Consider the following 25,283-nt stretch of genomic DNA (forward strand, 5'->3'; position numbering starts at 1 on the left):
GCGGGGCGTCGTCAACAATTGTCACAAAGTCTGAATGGGCGCTTCGTAGAATCCAGACATACTTGCCGCCTTAACCGACCGAGAAGCCTTATGCCCCGGCGCTTATTCAAACGTTACATGCCCGACCCGACGAGCATCAGGGAACACAAATCCTTACGCTTTCTCGGCAAGTTGTTGCATGACCCGAACCTCTGGCACCTCAATCGTCACTCGGTGGCCCGGGCGATGGCCGTCGGCCTGTTCGCCGCGTTCCTGCCGATTCCGGCGCAGATGCTGGTGGCGGCCGCACTGGCGATCACCGTGCGCGGCAACATGCCGATTGCCGTCAGCCTCGTGTGGCTGACCAACCCGATCACCATGCCGGCGGTGTTTTTCTGTACTTATCAGGCCGGAGCCTGGTTGATGAATGTGCCCGCCCGCACCCTGCCCGACTCCTTGACCTGGGAATGGATCAGCGGCGAGCTCTCGACCATGTGGCAGCCGTTTTTGCTGGGGTCGGTGGTATGCGGACTGCTTCTGGGCATCCTCGCCTACTTCACGGTGATGCTGTACTGGCGCTGGTGGGTGGCGCGGCAATGGGCGCGACGCAAAAAGAACCGCGTGCATTGAATGCAAAACGGCCTCCGCAAGGGAGGCCGTTTTTTGTAGCGTCTGAATGGGCCCCATCGCGGGCAAGCCCGCTCCCACAGAATCTGGTTTGCCCGAAATTTTTTGAACGACACAAATCCTGTGGGAGCGGGCTTGCCCGCGATGGCAGCGACGTGGTATCGGATCAGGTCCGCATTCCGCGCCCACTCACCAGCAACCGCGCACAACCGAGGTACAACACCACAGTCGCCACCAGCATGAAGGTGATCGCGATACCGATGCGGATATCCGACACCCCGAGAATGCCGTAGCGGAAAGCGTTGACCATGTGCAGCACCGGGTTGGCCAGCGACACGGTCTGCCAGAACGGCGGCAGCAAGGTGATCGAGTAGAACACGCCACCGAGGTAGGTCAGCGGCGTCAGCACAAACGTCGGGATGATCGAAATATCATCGAAGTTGCGCGCAAACACCGCGTTGATGAAGCCCAGCAGCGAGAAGATCGTCGCGGTCAGAATCACCACCAACAAGGTCACGCCGAGGTGATGCACCTGCAGATGGGTGAAGAACAGCGACAGAATGGTCACGATCACCCCGACCATCAGACCACGCAGCACGCCGCCGATGGTGTAGCCGATCAGAATGGTGTGCGGCGACACCGGCGAGACCATCAGTTCCTCGATGGAACGCTGGAACTTGCTGCCGAAGAAGCTCGAGACCACGTTGCCGTAGGAGTTGGTAATCACCGACATCATGATCAGCCCCGGCACGATGTACTCCATGTAACTGAAGCCACCCATGCCGCCGATCTGCTTGCCGATCAGGTTACCGAAGATCACGAAATACAGAACCATGGTGATCGCCGGCGGCAGCAGGGTCTGCGGCCAGATCCGGGTAAAACGCCGGACTTCACGGTAAACGATGGTATTGAGGGCGACGAGGTTGGGGCGCAATTCGGAACTCATACCGCCACCTTCGACAGATTTTTCTCCACCAGGGACACGAACAGCTCCTCGAGGCGATTGGTTTTGTTACGCAGGCTCAGCACTTCGATGTTCTGTTGCGCCAACTGAGTGAACAGAGCGGTGATGCCCATGGATTTGTCGACCTGGACCTCCAGGGTATGACCGTCGAGCAACCGCGCGGGATAGCCGATCAATGGTGGCGCAGCGTGCAAGTCGTTTTTCAGATCCAGCAGGAAGGTCTCGACGTGCAATTGGCCCAGCAGCTGTTTCATGCTGGTGTTCTCGACGATGGTGCCGTGGTCGATGATGCCGATGTTGCGGCACAACTGCTCAGCCTCCTCCAGATAGTGCGTGGTGAGGATGATGGTGATGCCTTTCTGGTTCAGCTCGGTGAGGAATGTCCACATCGAACGACGCAGTTCAATGTCGACGCCTGCGGTCGGCTCATCGAGGATCAGCAGGCGCGGCTCATGCACCAAGGCGCGGGCAATCATCAGACGCCGCTTCATGCCGCCGGACAGCGAGCGCGACGGCACATCGCGCTTGTCCCACAGGCCAAGCTGGGTCAGGTACTGCTCGGCGCGCTCCTTGGCGATTTTCGCCGGGATGCCGTAGTAACCGGCCTGGGTCACGACGATGTCGAAAGTCTTTTCGAACTGGTTGAAGTTGAATTCCTGGGGCACCACGCCGATCGAGCGCTTGAGCGCGGCGGGGTTCTTGTCCAGGTCATGACCGAAGATATTCACCGTGCCGCTGGTCTTGTTGACCAGGGTCGAGAGAATGCCGATGGTCGTGGATTTGCCCGCGCCATTAGGGCCGAGCAAGGCGAAAAAGTCACCTTCGGCGACGTCCAGATCGATACCACTCAAGGCCTGGAACCCGTTGCCGTAGGTTTTGGTTAGCTGCCGGATGGACAGAGCGGAACTCATATCGGATTTACGCACCAAGAAGGGAAGAAAAGGAAAGATTGGGCCGGGCGGCGAACAAAACAACCACGGCGCGTGAACGCAATGGTGCTTGCCGCCGCCACACAAGTACAGTCAAGAGTGTCGATAGTTATTATCAAGTCAACGCGGTCATAACCGCTTTCTGATAGGCCGGACGCTGCTTCAACCGTGCGTACCAGGCCTCCAGATGCGGCTGCGCGGCGCGTTCGATGGGCATCTCGAACCAGGCATAAATGAAACTGCCGAGGGGAATATCGCCCATGCCGATTTCTCGGCCGGACAGGTATGGCTGGCTGGCGAGGGCCTGATCGGCCATGGCCAGCAGAACCGTGCACTCCTTGATTGCGGCGTTGATCGCTGGCCAGTCCTGCTGGTCCGCTGGCGTACGCACCACACCCCAGAACACCGTGCGGAACGGCCCGGCAAAACTCGAGGTGGTCCAGTCCATCCATTTGTCGGCGATGGCCCGGGCTTGCAGGTCTGCCGGAAACCAATGGCTGTTCGGCGCATGTTTGGCCAGCAGGTAACGCACGATCGCATTCGATTCCCACAGCACAAAGCCGTCATCCTCGATCACCGGGACCCGGCCGTTCGGGTTCATCGCCCGATATTCAGGTGTGTCGACCACCCCGAAAGCGCCACCCGCGTCAATCGCCTCATAGGCCAGGCCAAGCTCCTCGGCGGCCCACAGTGGCTTCCTGACATTCGATGAGTTTTTCCGTCCCCAGATCTTCAGCATGACCGCCTCTTTTTCAATGCGTGGGCAGGCAGCATACGCCGGATCATGTACGGCTCAAATCACTCTGCATATCGCCCAGCACCTTCGCCTGATGTTCGCCGAACAGGTGCGGGTAGCACTTTTCCAGATGTTCGAAGAAGAACCGTTCCGGCACATCGGCGAACTGCCCGTGATCGACCAGATACTCCATCAGCAACGCGCCGTCTCGGTTGTACGGGTGGAAAACGCTGTCATGGATCCCGTCAAAGTCCAACGGTGCGACGTTGAACAGTTCGCAGAGTTGCTGGTTGAAGGCCGGTGTGGCCTTGACCCAACGGTCGTTGAGGAACAGCTCGGTGTAGCCGTGCATGGCGAACACATCGCTGCGCAACAGCTCCAGCAAACGCGGGGTCGACAGGTGATTCCTGACGTCGGCCAGACCGATGCGTGCGGGAATGCCGCAATGCCGCGCACACCCGGCCAGCAAGGTGGCCTTGGGCACGCAATAACTTTCTCCGGTCGCCAGCGCATGGCTGCCACACAGGGTCTGCGGGTCGAGGCTGAACGTGTAGGGGTTGTAGCGCACCGCTTCACGTACGGCGTAATAGAGACCGAGCGCCTGCTCGAGCGGGTCACGGCTGGCACCGCGGTGCTGTTCGGCGAACTCCACCACCGCCGGGTGGTCACTATCGATGAAGCGGCCGGGACTCAGATACTCGCGCATGACGATGTTCTCCTGGGGGGAGCCCCGAGTCTAGCGACAGCTCAAGCACAGAGATAACGACGTTTCGGCCAAACATGCACGCGAAGACGCGGGAATGGCGAACGATTTCCCACGGGTGTTGCCCACCGAACCTACGAAAACCATCCGGGGTTTCCCACGAGTTCAATCACCATGTTCTGACCACCCGTTTTACAGATGCCGTCTAAGCTCTGGTGGGTCGGTTGGCCCTGGTTCACGGAGGATTACATATGCTGTTGTTGTGGATACTGGTTCTGATCGTCGGTGTGGCGTACCTCGCTCACCGCCGCATCGCCCCGCTGCCCGCGTTGGGCATCGTCGCCATTTACCTGCTGGCGATGGGTATTTTCAGCCATGCGCCGGGCTGGTTGCTGCTGGTGCTGTGGGTCGTGCTCGCGGTGGTTGCTGCGCCGTTGCTGCTGCCCGACCTGCGCCGCAAACACTTCACCGCGCCGCTGTTCAACTGGTTCCAGAAAACCCTGCCGCCGATGTCGCAGACCGAACGCGACGCGATCGATGCCGGTACCGTCTGGTGGGACGGCGAGCTGTTCAGCGGCCGTCCGGACTGGGACAAGCTGCTGTCCTACCCGAAAGCGCAACTGAGCGAAGAGGAACAGGCCTTTATCGACGGCCCGACCGAAGAGCTCTGCGCGATGGTCACTGACTGGCAGATCGGCCAGTCGATGGACCTGCCGCCCGAAGCCTGGAGCCACATCAAGGAACACGGCTTCTTCGCCCTGATCATTCCCAAGGAATTCGGCGGCAAGGGCTTTTCCGCCTACGCTCACTCGCAAGTGGCGATGAAACTCGCCACCCGCAGCGGCGACCTCGCCTCCACCGTAATGGTGCCCAACTCCCTCGGCCCGGCCGAACTGCTGCTGCATTACGGCACCGACGAACAACGCAATCACTACCTGCCCCGACTGGCCCGTGGCGACGACATTCCGTGCTTCGCCCTCACCGGCCCGCTGGCCGGTTCCGATGCTGGCGCCATGCCGGACACCGGGATCATCTGCAAAGGTCAATGGGACGGCCAGGAAGTCATCGGCCTGCGCCTGAACTGGGAAAAACGCTACATCACCCTCGGTCCGGTGGCGACCCTGCTCGGTCTGGCCTTCAAAGCCTATGACCCGGAGCATCTGCTGGGTGACAAGGAAGATCTCGGCATCAGCCTGGCGCTGATTCCCACCGATACCCCGGGCGTGGAAATCGGCCGTCGACACCTGCCACTGGGCGCCGCATTCATGAACGGCCCGAACTCGGGCAAAGACGTATTCATCCCGCTGGACTATCTCATCGGCGGCCAGGAAATGCTCGGCAAGGGCTGGATGATGCTGATGAACTGCCTGTCGGTCGGGCGTTCGATTTCGCTGCCAGCCGTCGGCACTGGCGCGGCCAAGTTCACCAGTCTGGTGACCGGACAATATGCGCAGATTCGTGAGCAGTTCAACGTCCCGCTGTCGGCCTTCGAAGGCATTCAGGAAGCCATGGCGCGGATCGGTGGCAACGCCTGGATGATGGACGCCGCACGGATGCTGACTGCCAACGCAGTGGATCTGGGCGAGAAACCGTCGGTGCTGTCGGCGATTCTCAAGTACCACCTGACCGAACGCGGCCGCGAGTGCATCACCCACGCCATGGATGTGCACGGCGGCAAGGCGATCATCATGGGGCCGAACAACTACCTCGGGCGCAGCTGGAACGGCGCGCCGATCTTCATCACCGTGGAAGGCGCCAACATCCTTTCGCGCAACCTGATGATCTTCGGTCAGGGCGCCATTCGCTGCCATCCCTTCGTGCTCAAGGAAATGGCCCTCGCCGGCCGTGAAGACAAGGAACAGGCACTGAAAGAATTCGATGGCCTGCTGCTCAAGCACATCGGTTTTGCCGTCGGCAACGCCGCCAGCACCCTGGTGCTGAACCTGGGCTTTGGCCACTTCGAACATGCGCCAGGGGACAGGATCAGCCAAGGTTATTTCCGCGCACTCAATCGGCAGGCAGCGGCTTTCGCCATGCTCGCCGACTTCAGCATGATGTTGCTGGGTGGCGAACTGAAGCGTCGCGAACGCCTGTCGGCGCGTCTCGGCGATGTATTGAGCAACCTGTACCTGGCCTCCGCCGCGCTCAAGCGTTATCACGACCTGGATTCGCCGGCGCATATGGAGCCGCTGTTCCGTTGGGCGATGGAAGAAAGCCTCGGTCAGTCGGAACGGGCACTGGATGAGCTGCTGAGCAACTTCCCGAACAAAGTGTTTGGCTGCCTGCTGCGGGTGATCGTGTTCCCGTTCGGCCGTCGCCACAAAGGCCCATCGGACAAGCTCGGTGCCGAAGTGGCAGCTGTTATTGGTCGCGCCAAAGGCGATCCGACTCTCGAAGAACTGCTCGCCGGTTGCTATCGCCCGCAGTCCGCCGACGATGCCGTGGGTGCCCTGCAACACGCCAGCGATCTGCTGGGTGCCGCGCAACCCCTGCACAAGAAACTGCACACTGCGCTGAAAAGCGGCCAGGTCAAACCGGCGGCGGGCGAACACGCTATCGACGCCGCACTGGAGGCCGGGGTGTTGCAAGCGGCGGAGGCGCAAACCCTGCGCGATGCTGAAGCCGCACGGCGCAAGGTGATTGACGTCGATGATTTCGACAAGGAAGAACTGAAACAGGCAGAAGGCAAAGTCCGTTGATGCTGACGACCGTGTAGCTGTTTATTTGTGAAAAACGGGCGCGAGAGCTTTATACTCCCGCGCCCGTTTTGCTCTTGAGGACTTATCTCGTGTCCAACGTCGTTGCCGATCATCTTGTTTTGCTCGACCACCTGCGCAGTATCCTGGTCGCCGTAGGTGAGGCCGATCAGGTTCCCGAAGAAAGCCATGCCTTGTTCCTGGAGCGCTTTGACGAACTGCTGGCATCCCTGCCGATCAATCCGATCGAAAGCCAGTACCTGGGCCAGGACATCCTGACCCAAGTGATTACCCGCTATCCGCAAATTGCCCACCTGATCCCGCGGGATCTGCTGTGGTTCTTCGCTGGCGACTGCCTGCACTACCTGTCCGATGAAGAAATCGACCTGTATCAGGCACTGGAAGAACGTCGCTACGAAGCCGAACAGAACGAGGAACCGTTCGACTGGAACCAGGAAAAACAGCTGTTGGCGATGTCTGCTCAAGACAGCAAGCACTAAGCTTCCAAAGATCAAAAGATCGCAGCCTTCGGCAGCTCCTACAGGGAATCATGTGATTCATGTAGGAGTTGCCGAAGGCTGTGATCTTTTGCTTTTAAAGCAGGCCCTCACTCTCCGGCAATTCATACGCCATCGCCAGATTATTCGGCGCACCCGCCTTCCCCGGCTTGCTCAACGTCGGCTCTTTCTCCAGACACTCCACCAGATAATCGATGAACACCCGCAGCTTCGGCGGCAGATAACGCGTCGGTGAATGCAGCAGCCACAGCCCACCGTGATAGGACGCGAGGAATGTCCACTCCGGCAGCACCTGCACAATCAGTTTCTGCTCCAGCGCATAACGCGCGGTGAAGTACGGCAAGCTGCCGATACCAATGTGCTGCAACACGGCTCCGAGCCGCACGCCGGTGTGGTTGGCGGCATAGCGGCCACGCACGCCGACCGTCACCGCTTTACTGCCCTTCTTGAATTTCCAGCGGGCATCGCTCGGGGTTTCTCCCAGATAGATACAACTGTGATTGAGCAGATCATGCGGATGCGTCGGTGTGCCGTGGTCGGCCAGGTATTGCGGGGTGGCGCAGAGCAAATGGTCGATGGTCAGCAACTGTCGCCCGACCAGCCCCGCCGGCGGACGGTCCGTAATACGAATCGCCAGGTCGACATGATCGTCAATCAAATCAACCTGGCGGTCTTCCAGCAGCAACTCGACATCGACTTTCGGATAACGCCGCAGAAACTCGGGCATGTGCGGATGAATCACGAAGCGTCCGACCGCTTTCGGCACGCTGACCCGCACCAGCCCTTCCGCCTCGTGGGTGAACTGCCCACTGATCTCCATCACCGATTTAGCGGCGCTGACCATCTCCTGACAGCGCTTGAACACTTCTTCACCACCATCACTCAGACGCAATTTACGCGTCGTGCGCTGCAGCAAACGCGTGGCCAGAGCCTTTTCCAGTCGGGAAATGCTGCGACTGATCGCCGACGGCGACGAACCCAGCTGGCGGGCGGCTTCGGAGAAACTGCCGGTCTCCACGACCTTGACGAAGATCGCCATTTCACCGAGCAGCGGCAGCGGAAGATTGATGCTCACAGCGCACAAGTCCTTTGATGTTTGAACGGATTATCACGTTATTGCACGATTCATATAATAAAAAAAGACACTTTAATAAGGGCATGGAATATGACGCTTCGCCTCTTTTTCCATAGTGATGACCTCAAGGCTAATGTGGAAGTCCTCGACTGCACGCCCCACGAGAACGAATTTGCCGTGGTGTTGCGCGCCACGCTGTTTCATCCGCAAGGCGGTGGGCAGCCTTGCGATACCGGCATGATCGGCGAAAGCCAGGTGCTGCGCGTGGTTCAGGAGCCGGATCGGATCGTGCATTACGTCGACCGTCCGGTGAAACTCGGCATGACCTGCATCCACGTCGATGAACAACGTCGCCGCTACAACACCCGCATGCATTCAGCCGGACACCTGATCGGGCATTTCGTGCAAGCCATGGGCTGGACGCCGGTCAAGGCGCACCACTGGCCAGACGAAGGCCGGGTGCAGTTCAAACCGGGCGATGCGGCTCAGGAAGTCGACGCACCAACCGTTCAATACGGTATTCGTGAGTGGATCGAACACGACCTGCCCCGCCTGACCTCGCTGCGCGAAGGCGCGCGGGAAATCGGTTTTGGCGAGCTGCCGGCCTACGGCTGTGGTGGCACCCATGTACGCAGCCTGAAGGATTTGGGCACAGTCACGATCGCGTCCCTTTCGCAGAAGAAAGGCACGTTATCCGTCCACTACAGCGTGGATTAAGCATCTCGGACGCTGCCTCGCGCAGCGTCCGGCGCCGGGGGAACCGCACTCGCCGGTTCCGTTGACTATCGATAGATGGACCTAAAACAATGATGCTAGACGTCGAGCGTCTCGATGAGACGTGCATAAAAAAACTGGCCAACGAAGAAGTCCTCGCCATCCGCGTCAAAGGCTTTCTGCCGGAGCCGCTGGCGGTTCAGCTTGGCGACAAGATTCTTGCTCCGGGCTTTGAAGGCTACATCAACGCGCCGAGCATCGGCCGCATCGGCATGGCGTTTTACGAGGCGGAAAACCAGCCGCTGCTGATCGAGGACTACTTCGAACGCGCCACCCGCAACATCGCTGAACTGCGCGAACGTTGCGCCCCCTACTCCTCGCCGGTCGATACCCTGCGCTGCATGCTCGACGAGTCCTGGCCGGCCGGCGCTCATCTGGAAAACCTCTATGGCCGCAAGATGTATGTCGGCCTGTCGCGGGTGGTCAAACCCGGTGTGTGTTTCCTCGCTCATCACGATATTTTCGCCAAGGACGCCCCGGACAGCTTTCAGGCCCGCAGCCTGGAAGCGCAGTTCGCCTGCAACGTGTACTTGAACATGCCGACCGAGGGCGGTGCGCTGCAGATGTGGGACGACGATATCAGCCCGGACCGCTTCGACGAGATGCGCGGCGACAGCTACGGCATCGACCCGGCGCTGCTCGGCCCACCGACCCTGGAAGTGCGGCCGGAGCCGGGCGATTTCATCATGTTCAATTCGCGCTGCATGCACTCGGTGACGCCGGGCGTAGCGGATCCGCGACTGAGCCTTTCATTCTTTGTCGGCTATCGCGGCAATGCTTCACCCCTGACCTTCTGGAGCTGAGATGTTATCGAACTACCTGGGCGAGTTTCTGGCACTGGCCACCATTCACTTTCTGGCCGTGGTCGCTCCCGGCCCGGACTTCGCCGTGACCATCCGCCAGAGCGTACGTTTCGGCCGACTGGTGGGCATCTGCACCGCACTGGGCATCGGCGCCGGTATTTCGGTGCACGTTCTCTATACTTTGCTCGGTGTTGGCGCGCTCATGCACACCACGCCGTGGTTGCTGACCGTGGCCAAGGTGATCGGTGGCGCGTACATCTTTTACCTCGGCATCAGCCTGATTCGCAGCAAACCGAAGTCCACGCTCGAGGGTGAAAACAATACCGACGAGCCGCTGGTCGCGCAGTCACTGTTCAAGGCGTTCAGCACCGGTTTTCTGACCAATGCGACCAACCCCAAGGCCACGCTGTTTTTCCTGGCGATCTTCACCACGATCATCAGCGCCACTACCCCGCTGAACATCCAGGCGCTGTACGGGGTGTGGATGTGCTTCGTCAACGCGCTGTGGTTCGTGATCGTCGCACTGTTTTTTTCCAGCAGCCGGGTGCGGTCCCTGTTCATGCGCATGGGCCATTGGTTCGAACGCAGCATGGGCGTGATCCTGATTCTGTTCGCCGGCAGGCTGGTGCTGTCGATGTAAACGCTGCGCCAAAACAAAAGGCCCGATCCGTTCAACACCGATCGGGCCTTTTTCGTTTGTGCGCCGCTTTTGCATTTCTGTGCGACGGATCCCACTTCAGGGACTCCCCTTCAACACCTTCGTGATGTTAGTTTGGAAAAGATTTGTTTCAACTTTCAAACACTTCCCCTGTAAATGCCTGCAAAGGAATGCCCACTGCAATGAATTTTTCCCTCAAGCGTCTGGCTGCCACCAGCCTGGTTCTGGCCAGTCTTTCGTCGTTCACCCTGCCGGCCCAAGCCAACATCAGCCCCGAGCAAAGTGCTGCGATCCTCAAGGCGTTCAGCGATACGACGGTCAGCGATTTTCGTCAGTTTCTCGGTGCGGTAGCGAGCAGCAATCCGGGCAAGACCGACAACCTCGCCCCGGCGATCAATGGTTTTCTCGACAACAAGACCCTGACCGCCGAGCAGCAGAACGAGATCAATCGCCTGCTGGGCATCTACACCCGCGCCAAGTACGGCAAAGCCGCCCTGGAAACGCTGCGCGAACTGGTGGAAATCCCGACCTTCCGCAAAGAAGGCGTGGCTCAGCACGACAATCCCGAGTTCATCAAAATCGCCGAAAAGATCAAGAACCTCGCCGAATCGTTCAACCTGAAATTCCGCAACGTCGACAACCGTGTCTATGAAATTTCCCTCGACGGCAGCGGCGATGACGTCGTGGGCATTCACGCCCATGCCGACGTGGTCCCGGTCACCCCGGAAAACTGGGTGCTGAAGGACGGCACCAAACTCGATCCATTCAAAGTGACGTTGATCGGCGACCGCATGTATGGCCGTGGCACCGAAGACGACAAGAACGGCATCGTCGTCGCCATGTACGCCATGAAAGTGATCAAGGAAGAAAAGCTGCCACTGGCACGCAACTTCAAACTGCTGGTGGACACCACCGAAGAAACCACGGGTGACGCGATCCCCTATTACTTCGAACACAACCCGACGCCGAACTACAACATGGCACTGGATGGCGGTTACCCGGTGGTCATCGCCGAGAAAGGCTACGGCACGGTCATGGCCAATTTCCCGCTGCGCAAGGCTGAAGGCAGTGGCGCCGAAATCACTTCGATGACCGGCGGCCTGGCGACCAACCAGATCCCGTCGGTTTCGGTCGCTACCCTCGTCACCGACAAGCCGGAGCAGTTGGCGGCGAGCCTGCAGAAGGCCGGCAACGAGTACGCGAAAAAACACGGTGGCGACTTCAAAGTGGCGGCCAAGGTTGACGGCAAAGACGTCAAGCTGAGCGTCACCGGTGTGTCCGCGCACTCCTCCGAACCCGAGTCCGGCGTCAACCCGGTCGCGCGGATGCTCGACTTCATCAACGGTCTCGACGGCAAGGTGGCGCTCAAGCACAACCAGATCACCGACGCGGCCCGCTATGCGTCCAACAACTGGGGCCTGGATTATCTGGGGAAAAAACTTGGCGTCGGCTTCTCCGATTCGTTCATGGGCCCGCTGACTGCTTCGCTGACCTACGTCGGTGTGGACGACAAGGCCTTCAAACTGGCTGTCAACTTGCGCGTGCCGAAGGGTAAATCGCCAGAAGTGCTGCAGAAGGAAATCGCTGACAAACTCGCCGCCTGGAGCAAGAAAACCCACGTCGCCGCGGACTTCACCTACTCGATCGACGAACCGATGTATCGCAACCCGGAAGGCGAATGGGTCAAAGCACTGTTGGCGGTGGCCACTGAGAACCAGGGCATGAAGCATGAGTTCGGCACCTCGGCCGGGGCGACCTCGGTGCATGACTTGCCGAACGGCGTGCAATTCGGACTGGCCCGTCCTGAAGTCAAATACACCGGCCATACCGACGGTGAGTTCAAGACGGTTGACCAGTTCCTGCTGGACCTGCAGATCGTCACTGAGATGATGGGCCGTGTCGGCCAGCTGCCGAAGCTCTGACAAGACACAGGCCCGTGATTCAGCGGGCCTGACGTGAAAACAGAAAAGGACCCGAAGGTCCTTTTTTGTTGCGTGCAAAATGCTGCACAAACAAAAACGCCGATCATCACTGATCGGCGTTTTTGTGAAATTGGAGCGGGAAACGAGACTCGAACTCGCGACCCCGACCTTGGCAAGGTCGTGCTCTACCAACTGAGCTATTCCCGCAATGGCGTCCCCTAGGGGACTCGAACCCCTGTTACCGCCGTGAAAGGGCGGTGTCCTAGGCCACTAGACGAAGGGGACAGGCTACAACTTTCACTAATAAAAACGCCGCTCACTGAGCGGCGCTTTTAGAATTTGGAGCGGGAAACGAGACTCGAACTCGCGACCCCGACCTTGGCAAGGTCGTGCTCTACCAACTGAGCTATTCCCGCAAATGGCGTCCCCTAGGGGACTCGAACCCCTGTTACCGCCGTGAAAGGGCGGTGTCCTAGGCCACTAGACGAAGGGGACACGCTACCCGGAACACATGGTGTGTGTTTCGGTGTCCAGAGCCGTCTCCGAAGATCAGGTTCTGGTTTCACTCAGCCCTGCCCGAAAGCAGTGCTGTTTAAAATTGGAGCGGGAAACGAGACTCGAACTCGCGACCCCGACCTTGGCAAGGTCGTGCTCTACCAACTGAGCTATTCCCGCATTGGCGTCCCCTAGGGGACTCGAACCCCTGTTACCGCCGTGAAAGGGCGGTGTCCTAGGCCACTAGACGAAGGGGACACACTACAACATTCACTCCCTGCCGCGTTTCGCTGTGTGCTTTACGCTGCAAGTGGCGCGCATTCTATGGATGGTTTGAGAGGTCGTCAACCCCCGAATATAAATTTATTTAAATCAATGACTTCGACCTGCTTTACGAGAGCATTCGGGCTTTTCCGTCGCCCGACGATTGACGCCTATATTCCGCCACTCGCCAAGGCGTTATAGTCCGCAACACAATGATGGCAATCTGCGCACCTTGCGCCAGCATTCATATAAGCAGTGTGCAGCCGATATACACAGAAGCTGCTGAATCAACTCGTCGAGCGGCGCTGGGCGCCCAAGTGCCCAGCCACTACACTCGCATGCGAACCCTATAAAGAGGTCTTACCGGTGACACCACTCATGATCACCCTGCTAGTCGTAGCCGGGATCGCAATTCTGATCGCCATTGGCTACATGAACCATGTGGTGGAAAACAACAAACTGGAGAAGGCCCGTACCAAAGTCGAACTCAACGACCGCCTGCGCCGCTGCGGCGAACTGACTGAAACCTTCCCCGGTCAGTTCATGACGCCGGCACTCAAGCTACTGTTGACGCGTCTGGAACTGAACGTCTGCCAGCGTCTGCTGAACCTGGAAAAAACCAGCGCCACGATCAAGGCACGGCTCACTGAACTCAGCGCACTGGTAGCCCAGGGCGAATCGATTCCGGTCAACAACCCGCCGGCACCGATCCTGACCGAAGCCAAAGCCAAGGACGTCCGCTTCCTGCTCGAAGCCCTCCACGGCCAGATCACCCGCGCCGCCCACGACGGCTTCCTGCCGCCGAACGAAGCCAAACACTGGATCAAGGAAGTCCGCCACATCCTGGTCCTGCTGCACATCGAGTTCTTCAACAACCTCGGCCAACAATCCCTGCAACAAAACCAGCCAGGCCAGGCCCGCCTCGCCTTCGAACGCGGCGTGCAATACCTGCGCAAACAGCAAGACCCGCAGATGTACTCGGAACAACTGCAATACCTGGAAAAACTGCTGGCCCGCGCCAACGCTCAGGTCATGGACAAAATTGCACCGGTCGAAGGCGAAGTGAACCAGTTGACCGAAGGCCTCAAGGAAGTTGAAGCCGACGCGGACTGGAAGAAGAAAGTGATCTACGACTGAGTGTCGAGAGTTAAGAGAAGCCACCGAGAGGTGGCTTTTTTGTGGGGGGTGAGCTGGCTGCCATTGAGAACATTCAGTTAGAGATTGGTCGGCTGTCAGGCCGCCATCGCTGGCAAGCCAGCTCCCACAAGATCAAGATCAAGATCAAGATCAAGATCAAGATCAAGGTCAAGATCACGATCAAGATCAAGATCAAGATCAAGATCAAGATCAAAAGATCGCAGCCTTCGGCAGCTCCTACACAGGATGAGCGCAAGCTCGGCTGCAGCTCTTGATCTTGCCGTACCGGCCCCGTCGGCAGGCTGAGTGGAGGGGTTTATCCGGGGGTGGGAGCGCAGCGACCGTTCGACGCAGTCGAACACATCGAGAGGAGGTGCAGCGAAGCAAACCGGAGGCGATGCCCCCGGATGAATCCCGGAGCGAAGGAACCCGAGCCACGGCGAGGGCCGTACGTTGGGGCCAAAGACCTTTGCTTCCTTTGGGGCGTTTGCCAAAGGGAGTCGCTGTAAGAGCGAAACCGTCAGCCGCAACACCCAAAAAAACGGATATACACCCAAAACCCCAAGAACCTGGTCGGCCCAGAGGCCGCCAAGTCAAAGCCGAAAATGCCCCACCATCCCCTTGAGCTCCCCCCCCAACCGCGCCAGCTCAACACTCGAAACCGCATTCCCCCGCATCGCTATCGAAGACTGATCCGCACTCGCACGAATACTCGTCACACTGCGATTAATCTCCTCAGCCACCGAACTCTGCTCCTCGGCCGCCGCCGCAATCTGCTGATTCATCTGCTGAATCAACGACACCGCCGCCGCAATACTCCCCAGCGCACTTTCGGTCTGCAGGGCATCACTGACGGCAAGCTTCACCAACTCGCCACTGCTCTGAATTTGCTGCACGGAAGCATGCGCCGCCGAACGCAACGTACTGACCAGCCGCTCGATCTCCTCCGTCGACTGCTGCGTACGTCGCGCCAACGCACGAACCTCATCGGCCACCACCGCAAAGCCCCTGCCCTGCTCCCCGGCCCGCGCTGCTTCGATCGCCGCGTTGAGCGCCAGCAGGTTGGTCTGCTCGGCAACGCTTTTGATCACATCCAGCACCGTACCGATATTCTGGATCTGCGCACTGAGGCTTTCGATGCTCGAACTGGCCGACGTTGCCGAATCCGCCAGTTGCTCGATCCGCGCCATGCTCTGGCGCACCACCTGCTGCCCGGTCTCGACCTTGCCATCCGCGGTTTGCGCGGCCAGCGCGGCTTCCTCGGCATTGCGCGCCACGTCATGCACGGTGGCGGTCATCTGGTTCATGGCCGTGGCCACCTGCTCGGTCTCTTCCTTCTGGCTGTTGACCTCGAGGTTGGTCTGCTCGGTGACCGCCGACAGCGATTGCGCGGAACTGGCCAACTGCTCGATGCCCGCCTGCAATCCGCTGACAATCGTGCTCAACCCGGCCCCCATCTGCTGCATCGCCAGCATCAACTGGCCGATTTCATCACGCCGGGTAACCTCGACTTTCGCGCTCAAATCTCCGGCCGCAATCTGCTGGGCGACGCGCATCACAGCGCGCAGCGGCGCGACGATCAACCGGGTAATGACCCACGCGGCAATCAGCCCCACCAATAAGGCCAACGCCGAAGAACCGAGGATCAGCACCGAGTTTTTCTTCAATTCCACCTGCATTGCGCCGTCTTCCGCCACATAGGCCTGGTCGACACGCGACATCACTTGCGCCGCGCGCTGGTGCAACTGTTCATAGACGGTTTTTTCCTGGGCCAGCAGACCGGTGTACTCGGCCAGTTTGTCGTTGAAACCGGCGATGTGCCCGGACACTTCGTTGAGCACCGTCAAATAGCCCTCATCCTTGACCGTGGTCTTCAACTGCTCGGCCTGAGCCTGGGCCTGGGCCGCCTGTTCGATGCTGCCCTTGCCGGCACTGTCGGCATCGCCCTTGCGGCTCTGATCGAGACGAACCCGTGCCTCGTTCATCGCTTGCAGCATCAACCGCGACACCTGACTGACCTGACTGGCCTGTTCGATGAACTGCGCACCATCCTTGCCTTCGCTGTCCTTTAACGTATACGCGCCATCATCGGCCAGCCCGGCTTGCAGCACGTCCAGGTTATTGGCCACGCTGGACACCGACCAACTGGCCATTTCCAGCGCCAGATCCTTGGCCTGGGTCAGTGAAACGAACTCGTCAAACGCCTTGCGATAGTCGCCCAAGGCTTGCTCGACATCGCTCATCACCGCCCCGTTCGCCGGCGTCTGCGCCTTGAGTTGCGCGGCCTGGGCCAACAGACCGTCGACGCCCTCGTGCACGGCATCAACCGTTTTCGGGTTGCTGTGCAGCGCATAGTCCTGCTCCAGCAACCGCACCTTGAGCAAGGCACTGTTGAGCGACGACATTTGCTTCAAGCCGTCGAAGCGCTGGCTGATGGTCTGCAGGGACCAGACTCCAATGGCAGCCACCAGCGCAGTCAACAGCAGCACCAGTACGAACCCGAGACCCAGTTTCTTTGCCATACCGAGGTTGGCAAAACGTCCTTGCACGGCCGAAATCATTGCGCGTAGTCCCCTGCCAAAGTCTGTTGCCGAAGATTCGCAACGGTCATGGAGCAGCACAAGTCTCTGGCGTCGGAATAATGGCAAAAAGCTACGCACGCGTCGTTTTCAGAACGCTTGAGGTCGATTCACGCCGGTACTGCGAAAAAACTGCCGGGCCCGTGGATCACAGGCATAGGCCACATTGATTCGCTGCCACTGACTGATCTCGCCGCTCGGACTGAAAGCCCCCGCAGGGCTGAGACTGACACCACTGCACTGCGCATGCCTGTGCAAGCGCTCCGGATCACTCAGCGGGGAGCGGGCCCAGATGAACAGGCCGCCACACGGCTTGCCGAAAACCTCCCAGCCTGCGTCCTCCAATGCCTGCAATGCGGCGACGCGGTCGGTATTCAGGCGTTGACGCTGGCGCTGGACCATTTTTCGATAGGCGCCACTGGCCAGGAGGCTCGCCAGCACCGCTTCATTGAAACTCGAGGCTCCCATGCTGCTGATCATCTTGACCCGGGCCAGACGCGCGATCAGTTCTGGCCCGGCGTATAAAAAACCGACGCGCAGCGAGCTGCTCAGCGTCTTGGAAAAACTGCCGACGTAAATCACCCGTTCATCAAGTGCGGCCAGACGTACACCGTTGCCATTGTGCAGATCGGCGTAGACATCGTCTTCGATCAGTTGCACATCGTGCGCGTTGCACAATCGCAGGATCTGCTGTGCCACACACGGACTCAGGCAGGAACCGGTGGGATTGTGGTGATGGCTGTTGACGAACATCGCGACGGGCCGGCACTGACGCAACAGCGCCTCCAGCGCCTGAGGGTCAGGCCCGCTTGGCGTACGCCGGACTTCCAGCAGCTGCGCGCGCCCCGGGCGCAACAGCTCGAACAGCGGCGCATAGCCCGGGGTTTCGACAACAACGCAGTCCCCGGCCTTAACCAGCGTACGCACGAGCAGATCCAGCGCCTGGCTGGCACCGGAGGTCGTCAGCACCTGTTCCGCCAGGGCCTGGATGTCGATCAGCCTGAGACGTCTGACGATCTGCGCACGCAGCGCCGCAAACCCCAGCGGAGTGCTGTAATTGAACAGACTCGCCATGTCGGTTCGCGCCACCTGACGGATTGCATAGCTCAGGTCATCGGACTCGCGCCAGCTTTGCGGCAAACCGCCCTCGCCGAGTTTCAAGCCGCTCTCGGCCCGCCCGTATTCAAGCCCGAGCAAAGCGCGACTGTGCGCGGCGACCATGAATCCCGCGCCCTGACGCGGGGCCAGGATACCTTGCGCCACCAGCCGCTCGCAGGCCTCGGTCACACACGACTGGCTGAGCAGATTGGAGCGTGCTATCTGTCTGACGGAGGGCAGTCGCGTGCTCGGCGCCACACCCGTTCGCGAGATCCACTCGGTCATTCCATCAACAATCTGCTGTACGACCGGCACCATTGCCTGTCGGTCAATTCTCAATTCCATGAGCACGCAAACTCCTGTCCGTTTTGCTGGCGGCAGTAAATCACAGCCGCGTCGTTCAGGCTGTGCGACAACGCCGTCAAAAGCAGACGTTCTAACCGTTTGATACACATTGTTTAGCGGTTTAAAGAAACGGCAGCCCAAGAATAAGAAAACCCGCGCTCAGGCGGGTTTCTCGGGTCTTGCCATTGGGCTTCAAAAGGCAGTGACGCCGCCATCCACGGCCAGAGAGTGACCGGTGGTGAACGCCGCGCCATCGCTGCACAGATACAGCACGGCACTGGCGATTTCCTCGACCTTGCCAATACGCCCCACCGGGTGCATCGCATTGGCAAACTCGCCCTTTTTCGGATCGGCCTCGTAGGCCCGGCGGAACATGTCAGTGTCGATCACCGCCGGGCACACAGCGTTGACGCGGATTTTCTTCTTCGCGTATTCGATCGCCGCCGATTTGGTCAGGCCAATCACCGCGTGTTTGGACGCCGCATAGATGCTCATCTTCGGTGCCGCGCCAAGCCCTGCCACTGAAGCAGTGTTGACGATCGCCCCGCCGCCCTGGGCCAGCAGCAACGGCAACTGGTACTTCATGCACAGCCAGACGCCCTTGACGTTGACGCCCATGATCGCGTCGAACTCGTCCATCGAGCCATCTGCCAACTTGCCTTGCTCGATTTCGATCCCGGCATTGTTGAAGGCATAGTCGAGACGACCGTAGGTATTGATCACCTCGTCCATCAGATTCTTCACTTCGCTTTCAACGGTAACGTTGCAGCGCACGAAGGTCGCTTCACCACCGGCTGTACGAATCAGCGCCACCGTACCCTCGCCCCCTGCCGCGTCCAGATCGGCCACCACCACTTTCAGGCCTTCGGCGGCGAACGCCTGGGCGGTCGCGCGGCCAATGCCATTGGCCGCGCCAGTGACTACGGCAACCTGACCGGAAAACGTCATGCTCATTATTAATGTCCTCGGAGGAGAGATGCAGGAGGGTTTGCAGACTCGCAGCATAGCCATCACGGCCCGCCCCGCATCAGCACTATCAGAAGGCTGTTTATGCCTTCATGCGTCGCAGTGATAAAACCCGCCGGGCGACTATCACTGCACTGGATCATCGTGCATTCGCCGCATCAGCCCACCTTGCAGCATTGGCCTTGAGGGTCTATCAACAAGACTTCATTCAGTTCGAGTGCCTGCCATGACCAGCCAGACCAATCGCCAGTTCCTGCTCGCCAAACGCCCGGTGGGTGCTGCCACCCGCAAGACCTTCACTTATCAGGAAGTCCCGGTCGGCGAACCTGCGGCAGGGCAGATTCTGGTCAAGAACGAATATCTGTCCCTCGACCCGGCCATGCGTGGCTGGATGAACGAGGGCAAGTCCTACATCCCGCCGGTGGAAATCGGTGAAGTGATGCGCGCTCTGGGCGTCGGCAAAGTCATCGCTTCGAATAACCCGGGCTTTGCCGTCGGCGACTACGTCAACGGCGCCCTCGGCGTGCAGGATTATTTCCTCGGCGAGCCCAGAGGTTTCTACAAGGTCGATCCGAAACTGGCGCCGCTGCCGGTGTATTTGTCTGCACTGGGCATGACCGGCATGACCGCCTACTTCGCGCTGCTCGACGTCGGCGCACCGAAGGCCGGCGACACCGTGGTGCTGTCCGGGGCTGCGGGCGCGGTGGGCAGCATTGCCGGGCAGATCGCCAAGATCAAAGGCTGCCGGGTCGTCGGCATCGCCGGCGGGGCCGACAAGTGCAAGTACCTGATCGATGAACTGGGCTTCGACGGCGCCATCGATTACAAGCACGAAGACGTGCTGGCCGGGCTCAAGCGCGAGTGCCCGAAAGGCGTAGACGTGTATTTCGATAACGTCGGCGGCGAGATCCTCGACGCCGTGCTCAGTCGTCTGGCGCCAAAAGCCCGGGTGGTGATTTGCGGCGCCATCAGCCAGTACAACAACAAGGAAGCGGTCAAAGGCCCGGCCAACTACCTGTCATTGCTGGTCAACCGCGCACGCATGGAGGGCTTTGTGGTGATGGACTACGCCGCGCAATACGCCAGTGCCGCCCAGGAAATGGCCGGCTGGATGGCCAAGGGACAACTCAAAAGCAAGGAAGACATCGTCGAAGGTCTGCAGACCTTTCCAGAGACACTGATGAAATTGTTCAGCGGGGAGAATTTCGGCAAGTTGGTGCTGAAAATCTAAAATAAAAGATCGCAGCCTCTGTAGGAGCTGCCGAAGGCTGCGATCTTTTGATCTTGCCTTTAACAAGCAAAATCAAAAGATCGCAGCCTTCGGCAGCTCCTACAGGTAATGCTAATACCTGCGGAAACTGATCAGGCCAGTTCTGCCACGACCGAGGCCAGGGCCTTGGCCGGATCCGCCGCCTGACTGATCGGACGGCCGATCACCAGGTAATCGGAACCGGCATCCAGTGCCTGACGCGGGGTCAGGATACGGCGCTGATCGTCCTGCGCACTGCCCGCCGGGCGAATCCCCGGGGTCACCAGTTGCAGCGAAGGATGCGCCGACTTCAGCGCGGTGGCTTCCAGCGCCGAGCACACCAGTCCATCCATTCCGGCCTTCTCGGCCAGCGCGGCCAGACGCAGCACCTGCTCCTGCGGCTCGATGTCCAGACCGATACCGGCCAGATCCTCGCGCTCCATGCTGGTCAGCACAGTCACGCCGATCAGCAGCGGTTGCGGGCCGCTGCGCTTGGAGAGCTCTTCACGGCAGGCCGCCATCATGCGCAGGCCACCGGAGCAATGCACGTTGACCATCCACACGCCCATCTCGGCAGCGGCTTTCACAGCCATCGCGGTGGTATTGGGAATATCGTGGAATTTCAGGTCGAGGAACACTTCAAAGCCTTTGTCACGTAGGGTGCCGACGATTTCCGCGGCGCAACTGGTGAACAGTTCCTTGCCCACTTTGACCCGGCACAGTTTCGGGTCCAACTGGTCGGCCAGCTTCAGTGCGGCGTCACGGGTGGGGAAATCCAGGGCGACGATGATAGGAGTCTGGCAGGCGGACATGGATGGGCTCTCAGGCAAGTCGAAATCGGCGCGCATTGTAGCGGAAGCGGCGACGGCGCGGCACCCGATGATCGGTAAATCGTCGCCGCAACCGTGATCAGCATAGCGCTCGCTGCTATTGTGTCGAACCCGATACACAACCGACACGCCGCCAACATGCGCCCGCGCTAGCCTCGCCAGCCGCAACACGTCCTTACATCAGCACTTCCCGCCTCACGGCAGGACGCCTATGCTGAAACCACCACCTCGCAGCCCATCTTTGTGGTTGGCGGCCTACTGGCAGATGAACAGCCCCATGCACAACACCCAAACGACCGTGACTGATGAGCAGAAAGACGACAAGCGCTGGAGCATCCGCGCGCTGATCGTCGATGACGATGTGCCGATCCGCGAGCTGATGATCGACTACCTCGCGCGCTTCAACATCCACGCCAGCGGCGTCACCGACGGCGCAGCCATGCGCCAGGCGATGCAGGCCGAACATTTCGACGTGGTGGTACTCGACCTGATGCTGCCCGGCGAAGACGGCCTGTCGCTGTGCCGCTGGCTGCGTGCCGAATCGGACATCCCGATCCTCATGCTCACCGCCCGCTGCGAGCCCACCGACCGCATCATCGGCCTGGAACTGGGCGCCGACGACTACATGGCCAAACCGTTCGAGCCACGGGAACTGGTGGCGCGGATCCAGACCATCCTGCGCCGGGTGCGCGATGACCGCACCGAACAGCGGGCCAACATCCGCTTCGACAACTGGCGCCTCAACAGCGTGCTGCGTCAGCTGATTGCCGACGATGGTCTGGTGGTGCCGCTGTCCAATGCCGAATTCCGCTTGCTTTGGGTGTTCATTGAACGCCCGCGTCGGGTACTCAGCCGCGAACAACTGCTGGACGCCGCCCGGGGCCGTTCGATCGAAGCGTTCGACCGCAGCATCGATTTGCTGGTGTCGCGCCTGCGACAAAAACTCGGCGACGACCCGAAAGCCCCGCAGTTGATCAAAACCGTGCGCGGTGAAGGTTATCTGTTCGACGCGCGGGACATCGGCTGATGCGAGGGCGCTTCGACACGCTGTTCGGCCGCCTGTTTGGCATGCTGTTCGTGGCGATCGTCCTGGCGCATCTGCTGGCCTTTGCCTGGTTTCACCACTACGGCCCGCCCCCACCGCCGCCCCCGCCGGAATTTGCCGAGGGGGTCGACGGCCAACATCCGCCGCCGGATACGCGTTTCGCCCATCGCCCGCCACGTCCGTGGTTCGGCGGACCGCTGGTGCCGCTGACGTTCCAGTTCATCTCGCTGATGATTGCTGCGTGGTACGGCGCCAAACTGCTCAGCCGACCGATCCAGCGCCTGAGCGACGCCGCCGAGCGTCTGAGCGAAAACCTCGACAGCCCGCCGCTGGACGAGTCCGGCCCGCGTGAGGCACGGCAAGCGGCGCACACCTTCAACCTGATGCAACAACGCATCCGCGAACAGGTGCAGCAACGGGCACGCATGCTCGGCGCCGTCTCCCACGACCTGCGCACCCCGCTGTCGCGACTGAAACTGCGCCTGGAACAGATCGACGACGAAAAGCTGCAAGGTCAGATGCGCCAGGACCTCAACGACATGATCGGCATGCTCGACGCCACCCTCACCTACCTGCACGAACAACGCACCAGCGAAGCCCTGCAGTTGATGGACGTGCAGGCGCTGGTCGAATCGTTGTGCGAGAACGCTCAGGATCAAGGCGCAGACGTTGAAGTCAGCGGCCATTGCGCGCCGCTGCAGGTGCAACCGATGGCGCTGCGCTCGTGCATCAATAACTTGATGGACAATGCCCTGCGCTACGCCGGGCAGGCGCGCATCGAACTGCAGGATCAACGCGAACAACTGCTGATCCGCGTGATCGACCACGGCCCGGGCATAGCCGAAGACCAACGCGAAGCGGTGTTCGAACCGTTCTATCGCCTGGAAGGCTCCCGCAACCGCAACTCCGGCGGCGTCGGCCTGGGCATGACCATTGCCCGTGAAGCGGCGCAGCGTTTGGGTGGGCAGTTGAATCTGCAAGAAACACCCGGCGGCGGCCTGACCGCAATCATCCGCCTGCCGCGCGCCTGAGAAGAACACCTGTCCCCCTGAGGGTTTCTGGTGTCCTCCCCACTGTGTACCACCCGGTACAAAGCCAAAATACCCAGGACAACTTGCTCCTTGAGTCTGTACAAGCCGGTACACCGACCGGCTTTACAGTCCAAGGAGTGAGCCCATGATCGGTAGCGTCAGCAACTACACGAGCTATACCAGCACCAGCAGCACCGCCACCCAGAACGCCCGCAGCCAGCAACTGCAAAAGCAACTGTTCGCCAGACTCGACAGCAATAGCGACGGTGCAGTGGATCAGGACGAGCTGAAAAGCGCCCTGTCGCAGAAGTCCGACGACGGTTTGCTGATCAACCTGAGCAAGCAGTTCGGCGACCTGGACAGCGACGCCAGCGGCAGCCTCAGCGCCGAAGAAATGACCGCCATGGCGCCCCCACCGCCACCTCAGGATCAAGCACCAAACACCGACCTCGCCGACGCCCTGATCAGCGCCCTCGACACCGATGGCGACGGCGCCATCAGCAGCGACGAACTGAGCAACGGCCTCACCAGCGCCGGCAGCAGCGCCGACAGCAACCAGATCTTCTCCGCGCTGGACAAGAACAAGGACGGCACCGTCAGCCAGGACGAACTCACCGCCAGCCTCACCCCGCCACCACCGCCACCGCAGCAAACTTCCAGTGATGAATTGTTCAGCCAACTGGATGCCGATGGCGACGGCAGCATCAGCGCCACCGAACTGAGCAGCGCGCAACAGACCCGCGACAACACCTCAACGACCAGCACCGACACCAGCGCCGCACTGCTTAAAGCGCTGGACAGCGACAGCAGCGGCGACGTGAGCAGCGACGAACTGAAAGCAGCATTGCAAGCCGGTCGCGAACATCCGCCTGAAGAAAGGACCGCCAGCACCCAGACCACCAGCGAAGCGCTGAACCGGATGATTGCCAACTTGAGCAAGCAGTATTCCCTGGACAATGCTGCGCCGGTGGGCAAATACCTGAATGTGGCGACTTGAGTTGATGTAGTGATGTGTGATCGTTTCCATGCAGTGGTGTGGGAACGGTCATTTGAGTACAGCGAGAAGAGAGTGGTTGCCTGAGAGAGCCTCATCGCCAGCAGGCTGGCTCCGACCGTGGGATTGGGTGTGGTCAGTTGGAGATTGGTCGGCTGTCAGGCTGCCTTCGCGAGCAGGCTCGCTTCCACAGTGGGAATGGGTGTGTTCAGTTGGAGATTGGTCGGCTGCCAGGCCGTCTTCGCGAGCAGGCTCGCTCCCACAGTGGGAATGGGTGCGGTCTGTTGGAGATTGGTCGGCTCGCAGGCCGCCATCGCTGGCAAGCCAGCTCCCACAGGTGGATTGGGTGTGGTCTGTTGGAAATTGGTCGGCCCATAGGCCGCCTTCGCGAGCAAGCTCGCTCCCACAGTGGGAATGGGTGCGGTCTGTTGGAGATTGGTCGGCTCGCAGGCCGCCATCGCTGGCAAGCCAGCTCCCACAGGTGGATTGGGTGTGGTCTGTTGGAAACTGGTCGGCCCATAGGCCGCCTTCGCGAGCAAGCTCGCTTCCACAAAAAAGCAAAGCAGTCCAGGCAGACCGCATGCTTTTCACCACTCAACAGGATGAGCGTTAGCTCGGCTGCAGCTCTTGATCTTGCCGTGCCGGCCCCTTCGGCAGGCTGAGTGGAGGGGTTTATCCGGGGGTGGGAGCGCAGCGACCGTTCGACGCAGTCGAACACATCGAGAGGAGGTGCAGCGAAGCAAACCGGAGGCGATGCCCCCGGATGAATCCCGGAGCGAAGGAACCCGAGCCTAAGCGAGGGCCGAACGCCGGGGCCCAGCGTTTTGGTTACTTTTGGGCGTCTGCAAAAGTGACTCGCCGTAAGG

General features: G+C 60.1%; 22 protein-coding genes, 6 tRNA genes and 1 pseudogene. 13 read left to right on the plus strand and 16 right to left on the minus strand.

Annotated elements, in window-relative coordinates; all coding sequences use genetic code 11:
* The first annotated feature begins 90 nt into the window (after positions 1-90).
* Complete coding sequence (locus tag AC193Q_RS12415) at positions 91-609, plus strand: DUF2062 domain-containing protein (RefSeq protein WP_047295696.1); 519 nt, start codon at positions 91-93, stop codon at positions 607-609.
* Positions 610-772: 163 nt separating this feature from the next.
* Here the strand turns inward: AC193Q_RS12415 and AC193Q_RS12420 are convergent, their stop codons facing one another.
* The 4 genes from AC193Q_RS12420 to AC193Q_RS12435 all read right to left on the minus strand — a co-directional run bounded on the left by AC193Q_RS12420 (position 773) and on the right by AC193Q_RS12435 (position 3,941).
* Complete coding sequence (locus AC193Q_RS12420; RefSeq protein ID WP_041069097.1) at positions 773-1,552, minus strand: ABC transporter permease; 780 nt, start codon at positions 1,550-1,552, stop codon at positions 773-775.
* Entirely contained in the window at positions 1,549-2,481 is a 933-nt protein-coding gene (locus AC193Q_RS12425) for an ABC transporter ATP-binding protein (RefSeq protein ID WP_121186661.1), read from the minus strand. The genes AC193Q_RS12420 and AC193Q_RS12425 overlap by 4 nt, the downstream gene beginning before the upstream one ends.
* Before the next feature lie 133 nt (positions 2,482-2,614).
* Positions 2,615-3,238, minus strand: coding sequence for a glutathione S-transferase (locus AC193Q_RS12430; protein WP_121186662.1), 624 nt, complete (start codon positions 3,236-3,238; stop codon positions 2,615-2,617).
* Between the two features lie 43 nt (positions 3,239-3,281).
* Positions 3,282-3,941: a transglutaminase-like domain-containing protein gene (locus AC193Q_RS12435; protein WP_095668582.1), complete on the minus strand. Its 660-nt coding sequence runs from the start codon at positions 3,939-3,941 to the stop codon at positions 3,282-3,284.
* Between the two features lie 248 nt (positions 3,942-4,189).
* Here AC193Q_RS12435 and AC193Q_RS12440 point away from each other — a divergent pair, with 248 nt between their 5' ends.
* Complete coding sequence (locus AC193Q_RS12440; RefSeq protein ID WP_047295702.1) at positions 4,190-6,637, plus strand: acyl-CoA dehydrogenase; 2,448 nt, start codon at positions 4,190-4,192, stop codon at positions 6,635-6,637.
* A gap of 89 nt (positions 6,638-6,726) precedes the next feature.
* Positions 6,727-7,134: a PA2817 family protein gene (locus tag AC193Q_RS12445; protein WP_483879576.1), complete on the plus strand. Its 408-nt coding sequence runs from the start codon at positions 6,727-6,729 to the stop codon at positions 7,132-7,134.
* Positions 7,135-7,228: 94 nt separating this feature from the next.
* Here the strand turns inward: AC193Q_RS12445 and AC193Q_RS12450 are convergent, their stop codons facing one another.
* Complete coding sequence (locus tag AC193Q_RS12450; RefSeq protein WP_041069083.1) at positions 7,229-8,227, minus strand: LysR family transcriptional regulator; 999 nt, start codon at positions 8,225-8,227, stop codon at positions 7,229-7,231.
* Positions 8,228-8,317: 90 nt separating this feature from the next.
* On the opposite strand from AC193Q_RS12450, the gene AC193Q_RS12455 reads away from it, so the two are divergent.
* The 4 genes from AC193Q_RS12455 (at position 8,318) to AC193Q_RS12470 (ending at position 12,384) form a co-directional block, all read left to right on the plus strand.
* Positions 8,318-8,944: a serine-tRNA(Ala) deacylase AlaX gene (locus tag AC193Q_RS12455; protein WP_041069080.1), complete on the plus strand. Its 627-nt coding sequence runs from the start codon at positions 8,318-8,320 to the stop codon at positions 8,942-8,944.
* Between the two features lie 89 nt (positions 8,945-9,033).
* Positions 9,034-9,804, plus strand: coding sequence for a 2OG-Fe(II) oxygenase (locus tag AC193Q_RS12460; RefSeq protein WP_095668580.1), 771 nt, complete (start codon positions 9,034-9,036; stop codon positions 9,802-9,804).
* Between the two features lies 1 nt (position 9,805).
* Positions 9,806-10,444, plus strand: coding sequence for a LysE family translocator (locus AC193Q_RS12465; protein ID WP_047295709.1), 639 nt, complete (start codon positions 9,806-9,808; stop codon positions 10,442-10,444).
* Between the two features lie 200 nt (positions 10,445-10,644).
* The gene (locus tag AC193Q_RS12470; protein WP_121186666.1) at positions 10,645-12,384 is read left to right on the plus strand and encodes a dipeptidase; all 1,740 of its coding nucleotides are present in this window, start codon (positions 10,645-10,647) and stop codon (positions 12,382-12,384) included.
* 131 nt (positions 12,385-12,515) lie between these two features.
* Here the strand turns inward: AC193Q_RS12470 and AC193Q_RS12475 are convergent.
* From AC193Q_RS12475 to AC193Q_RS12500, 6 genes are all read right to left on the minus strand, one after another.
* Positions 12,516-12,591, minus strand: a tRNA-Gly gene (locus tag AC193Q_RS12475).
* 2 nt (positions 12,592-12,593) lie between these two features.
* Positions 12,594-12,669: transfer RNA gene (locus AC193Q_RS12480), tRNA-Glu, on the minus strand.
* Between the two features lie 55 nt (positions 12,670-12,724).
* A tRNA-Gly gene (locus AC193Q_RS12485) sits at positions 12,725-12,800 on the minus strand.
* A 3-nt stretch (positions 12,801-12,803) separates the two neighbouring features.
* Positions 12,804-12,879 (minus strand) — tRNA-Glu (locus AC193Q_RS12490).
* Between the two features lie 104 nt (positions 12,880-12,983).
* Positions 12,984-13,059 (minus strand) — tRNA-Gly (locus tag AC193Q_RS12495).
* Positions 13,060-13,061: 2 nt separating this feature from the next.
* Positions 13,062-13,137: transfer RNA gene (locus AC193Q_RS12500), tRNA-Glu, on the minus strand.
* 384 nt (positions 13,138-13,521) lie between these two features.
* On the opposite strand from AC193Q_RS12500, the gene AC193Q_RS12505 reads away from it, so the two are divergent.
* The gene (locus tag AC193Q_RS12505; RefSeq protein WP_476285836.1) at positions 13,522-14,280 is read left to right on the plus strand and encodes a hypothetical protein; all 759 of its coding nucleotides are present in this window, start codon (positions 13,522-13,524) and stop codon (positions 14,278-14,280) included.
* Positions 14,281-14,321: 41 nt separating this feature from the next.
* Complete coding sequence (locus AC193Q_RS12510; protein WP_483879577.1) at positions 14,322-14,555, plus strand: hypothetical protein; 234 nt, start codon at positions 14,322-14,324, stop codon at positions 14,553-14,555.
* 318 nt (positions 14,556-14,873) lie between these two features.
* On the opposite strand, the gene AC193Q_RS12515 is transcribed toward AC193Q_RS12510, so the two are convergent.
* The 4 genes and pseudogenes from AC193Q_RS12515 to AC193Q_RS12530 form a co-directional block, all read right to left on the minus strand.
* A complete protein-coding gene (locus tag AC193Q_RS12515; RefSeq protein ID WP_483879632.1) occupies positions 14,874-15,755 on the minus strand; it encodes a methyl-accepting chemotaxis protein in 882 nt (293 codons plus the stop codon).
* 27 nt (positions 15,756-15,782) lie between these two features.
* Positions 15,783-16,841 (minus strand): annotated as a pseudogene (locus tag AC193Q_RS12520) (methyl-accepting chemotaxis protein); the annotation flags it as partial.
* Positions 16,842-16,949: 108 nt separating this feature from the next.
* Positions 16,950-18,302 carry an aminotransferase-like domain-containing protein gene (locus AC193Q_RS12525; protein WP_483879578.1) on the minus strand — a complete coding sequence of 451 codons (1,353 nt, stop codon included), beginning with the start codon at positions 18,300-18,302 and terminating at the stop codon, positions 16,950-16,952.
* Between the two features lie 192 nt (positions 18,303-18,494).
* Positions 18,495-19,256: an SDR family oxidoreductase gene (locus AC193Q_RS12530; RefSeq protein WP_041073750.1), complete on the minus strand. Its 762-nt coding sequence runs from the start codon at positions 19,254-19,256 to the stop codon at positions 18,495-18,497.
* A 238-nt stretch (positions 19,257-19,494) separates the two neighbouring features.
* On the opposite strand from AC193Q_RS12530, the gene AC193Q_RS12535 reads away from it, so the two are divergent.
* Positions 19,495-20,499, plus strand: a complete 1,005-nt coding sequence (locus tag AC193Q_RS12535; RefSeq protein ID WP_483879579.1) for an NADP-dependent oxidoreductase — start codon at positions 19,495-19,497, stop codon at positions 20,497-20,499.
* A 131-nt stretch (positions 20,500-20,630) separates the two neighbouring features.
* Here the strand turns inward: AC193Q_RS12535 and pyrF are convergent, their stop codons facing one another.
* The gene (pyrF, locus tag AC193Q_RS12540; protein ID WP_047295723.1) at positions 20,631-21,329 is read right to left on the minus strand and encodes an orotidine-5'-phosphate decarboxylase; all 699 of its coding nucleotides are present in this window, start codon (positions 21,327-21,329) and stop codon (positions 20,631-20,633) included.
* Positions 21,330-21,624: 295 nt separating this feature from the next.
* Between pyrF and AC193Q_RS12545 the strand changes: the two genes are divergently transcribed.
* The 3 genes from AC193Q_RS12545 (at position 21,625) to xopAW (ending at position 24,420) form a co-directional block, all read left to right on the plus strand.
* Complete coding sequence (locus AC193Q_RS12545; protein WP_041073744.1) at positions 21,625-22,374, plus strand: response regulator; 750 nt, start codon at positions 21,625-21,627, stop codon at positions 22,372-22,374.
* Positions 22,374-23,423, plus strand: a complete 1,050-nt coding sequence (locus AC193Q_RS12550; protein ID WP_121186670.1) for an ATP-binding protein — start codon at positions 22,374-22,376, stop codon at positions 23,421-23,423. Before AC193Q_RS12545 ends, AC193Q_RS12550 begins: the two co-directional genes overlap by 1 nt.
* Before the next feature lie 145 nt (positions 23,424-23,568).
* Complete coding sequence (xopAW, locus tag AC193Q_RS12555; protein ID WP_121186672.1) at positions 23,569-24,420, plus strand: EF-hand domain-containing protein; 852 nt, start codon at positions 23,569-23,571, stop codon at positions 24,418-24,420.
* Positions 24,421-25,283: the final 863 nt, after the last annotated feature.

The organism is Pseudomonas sp. F2 (assembly GCF_057174385.1).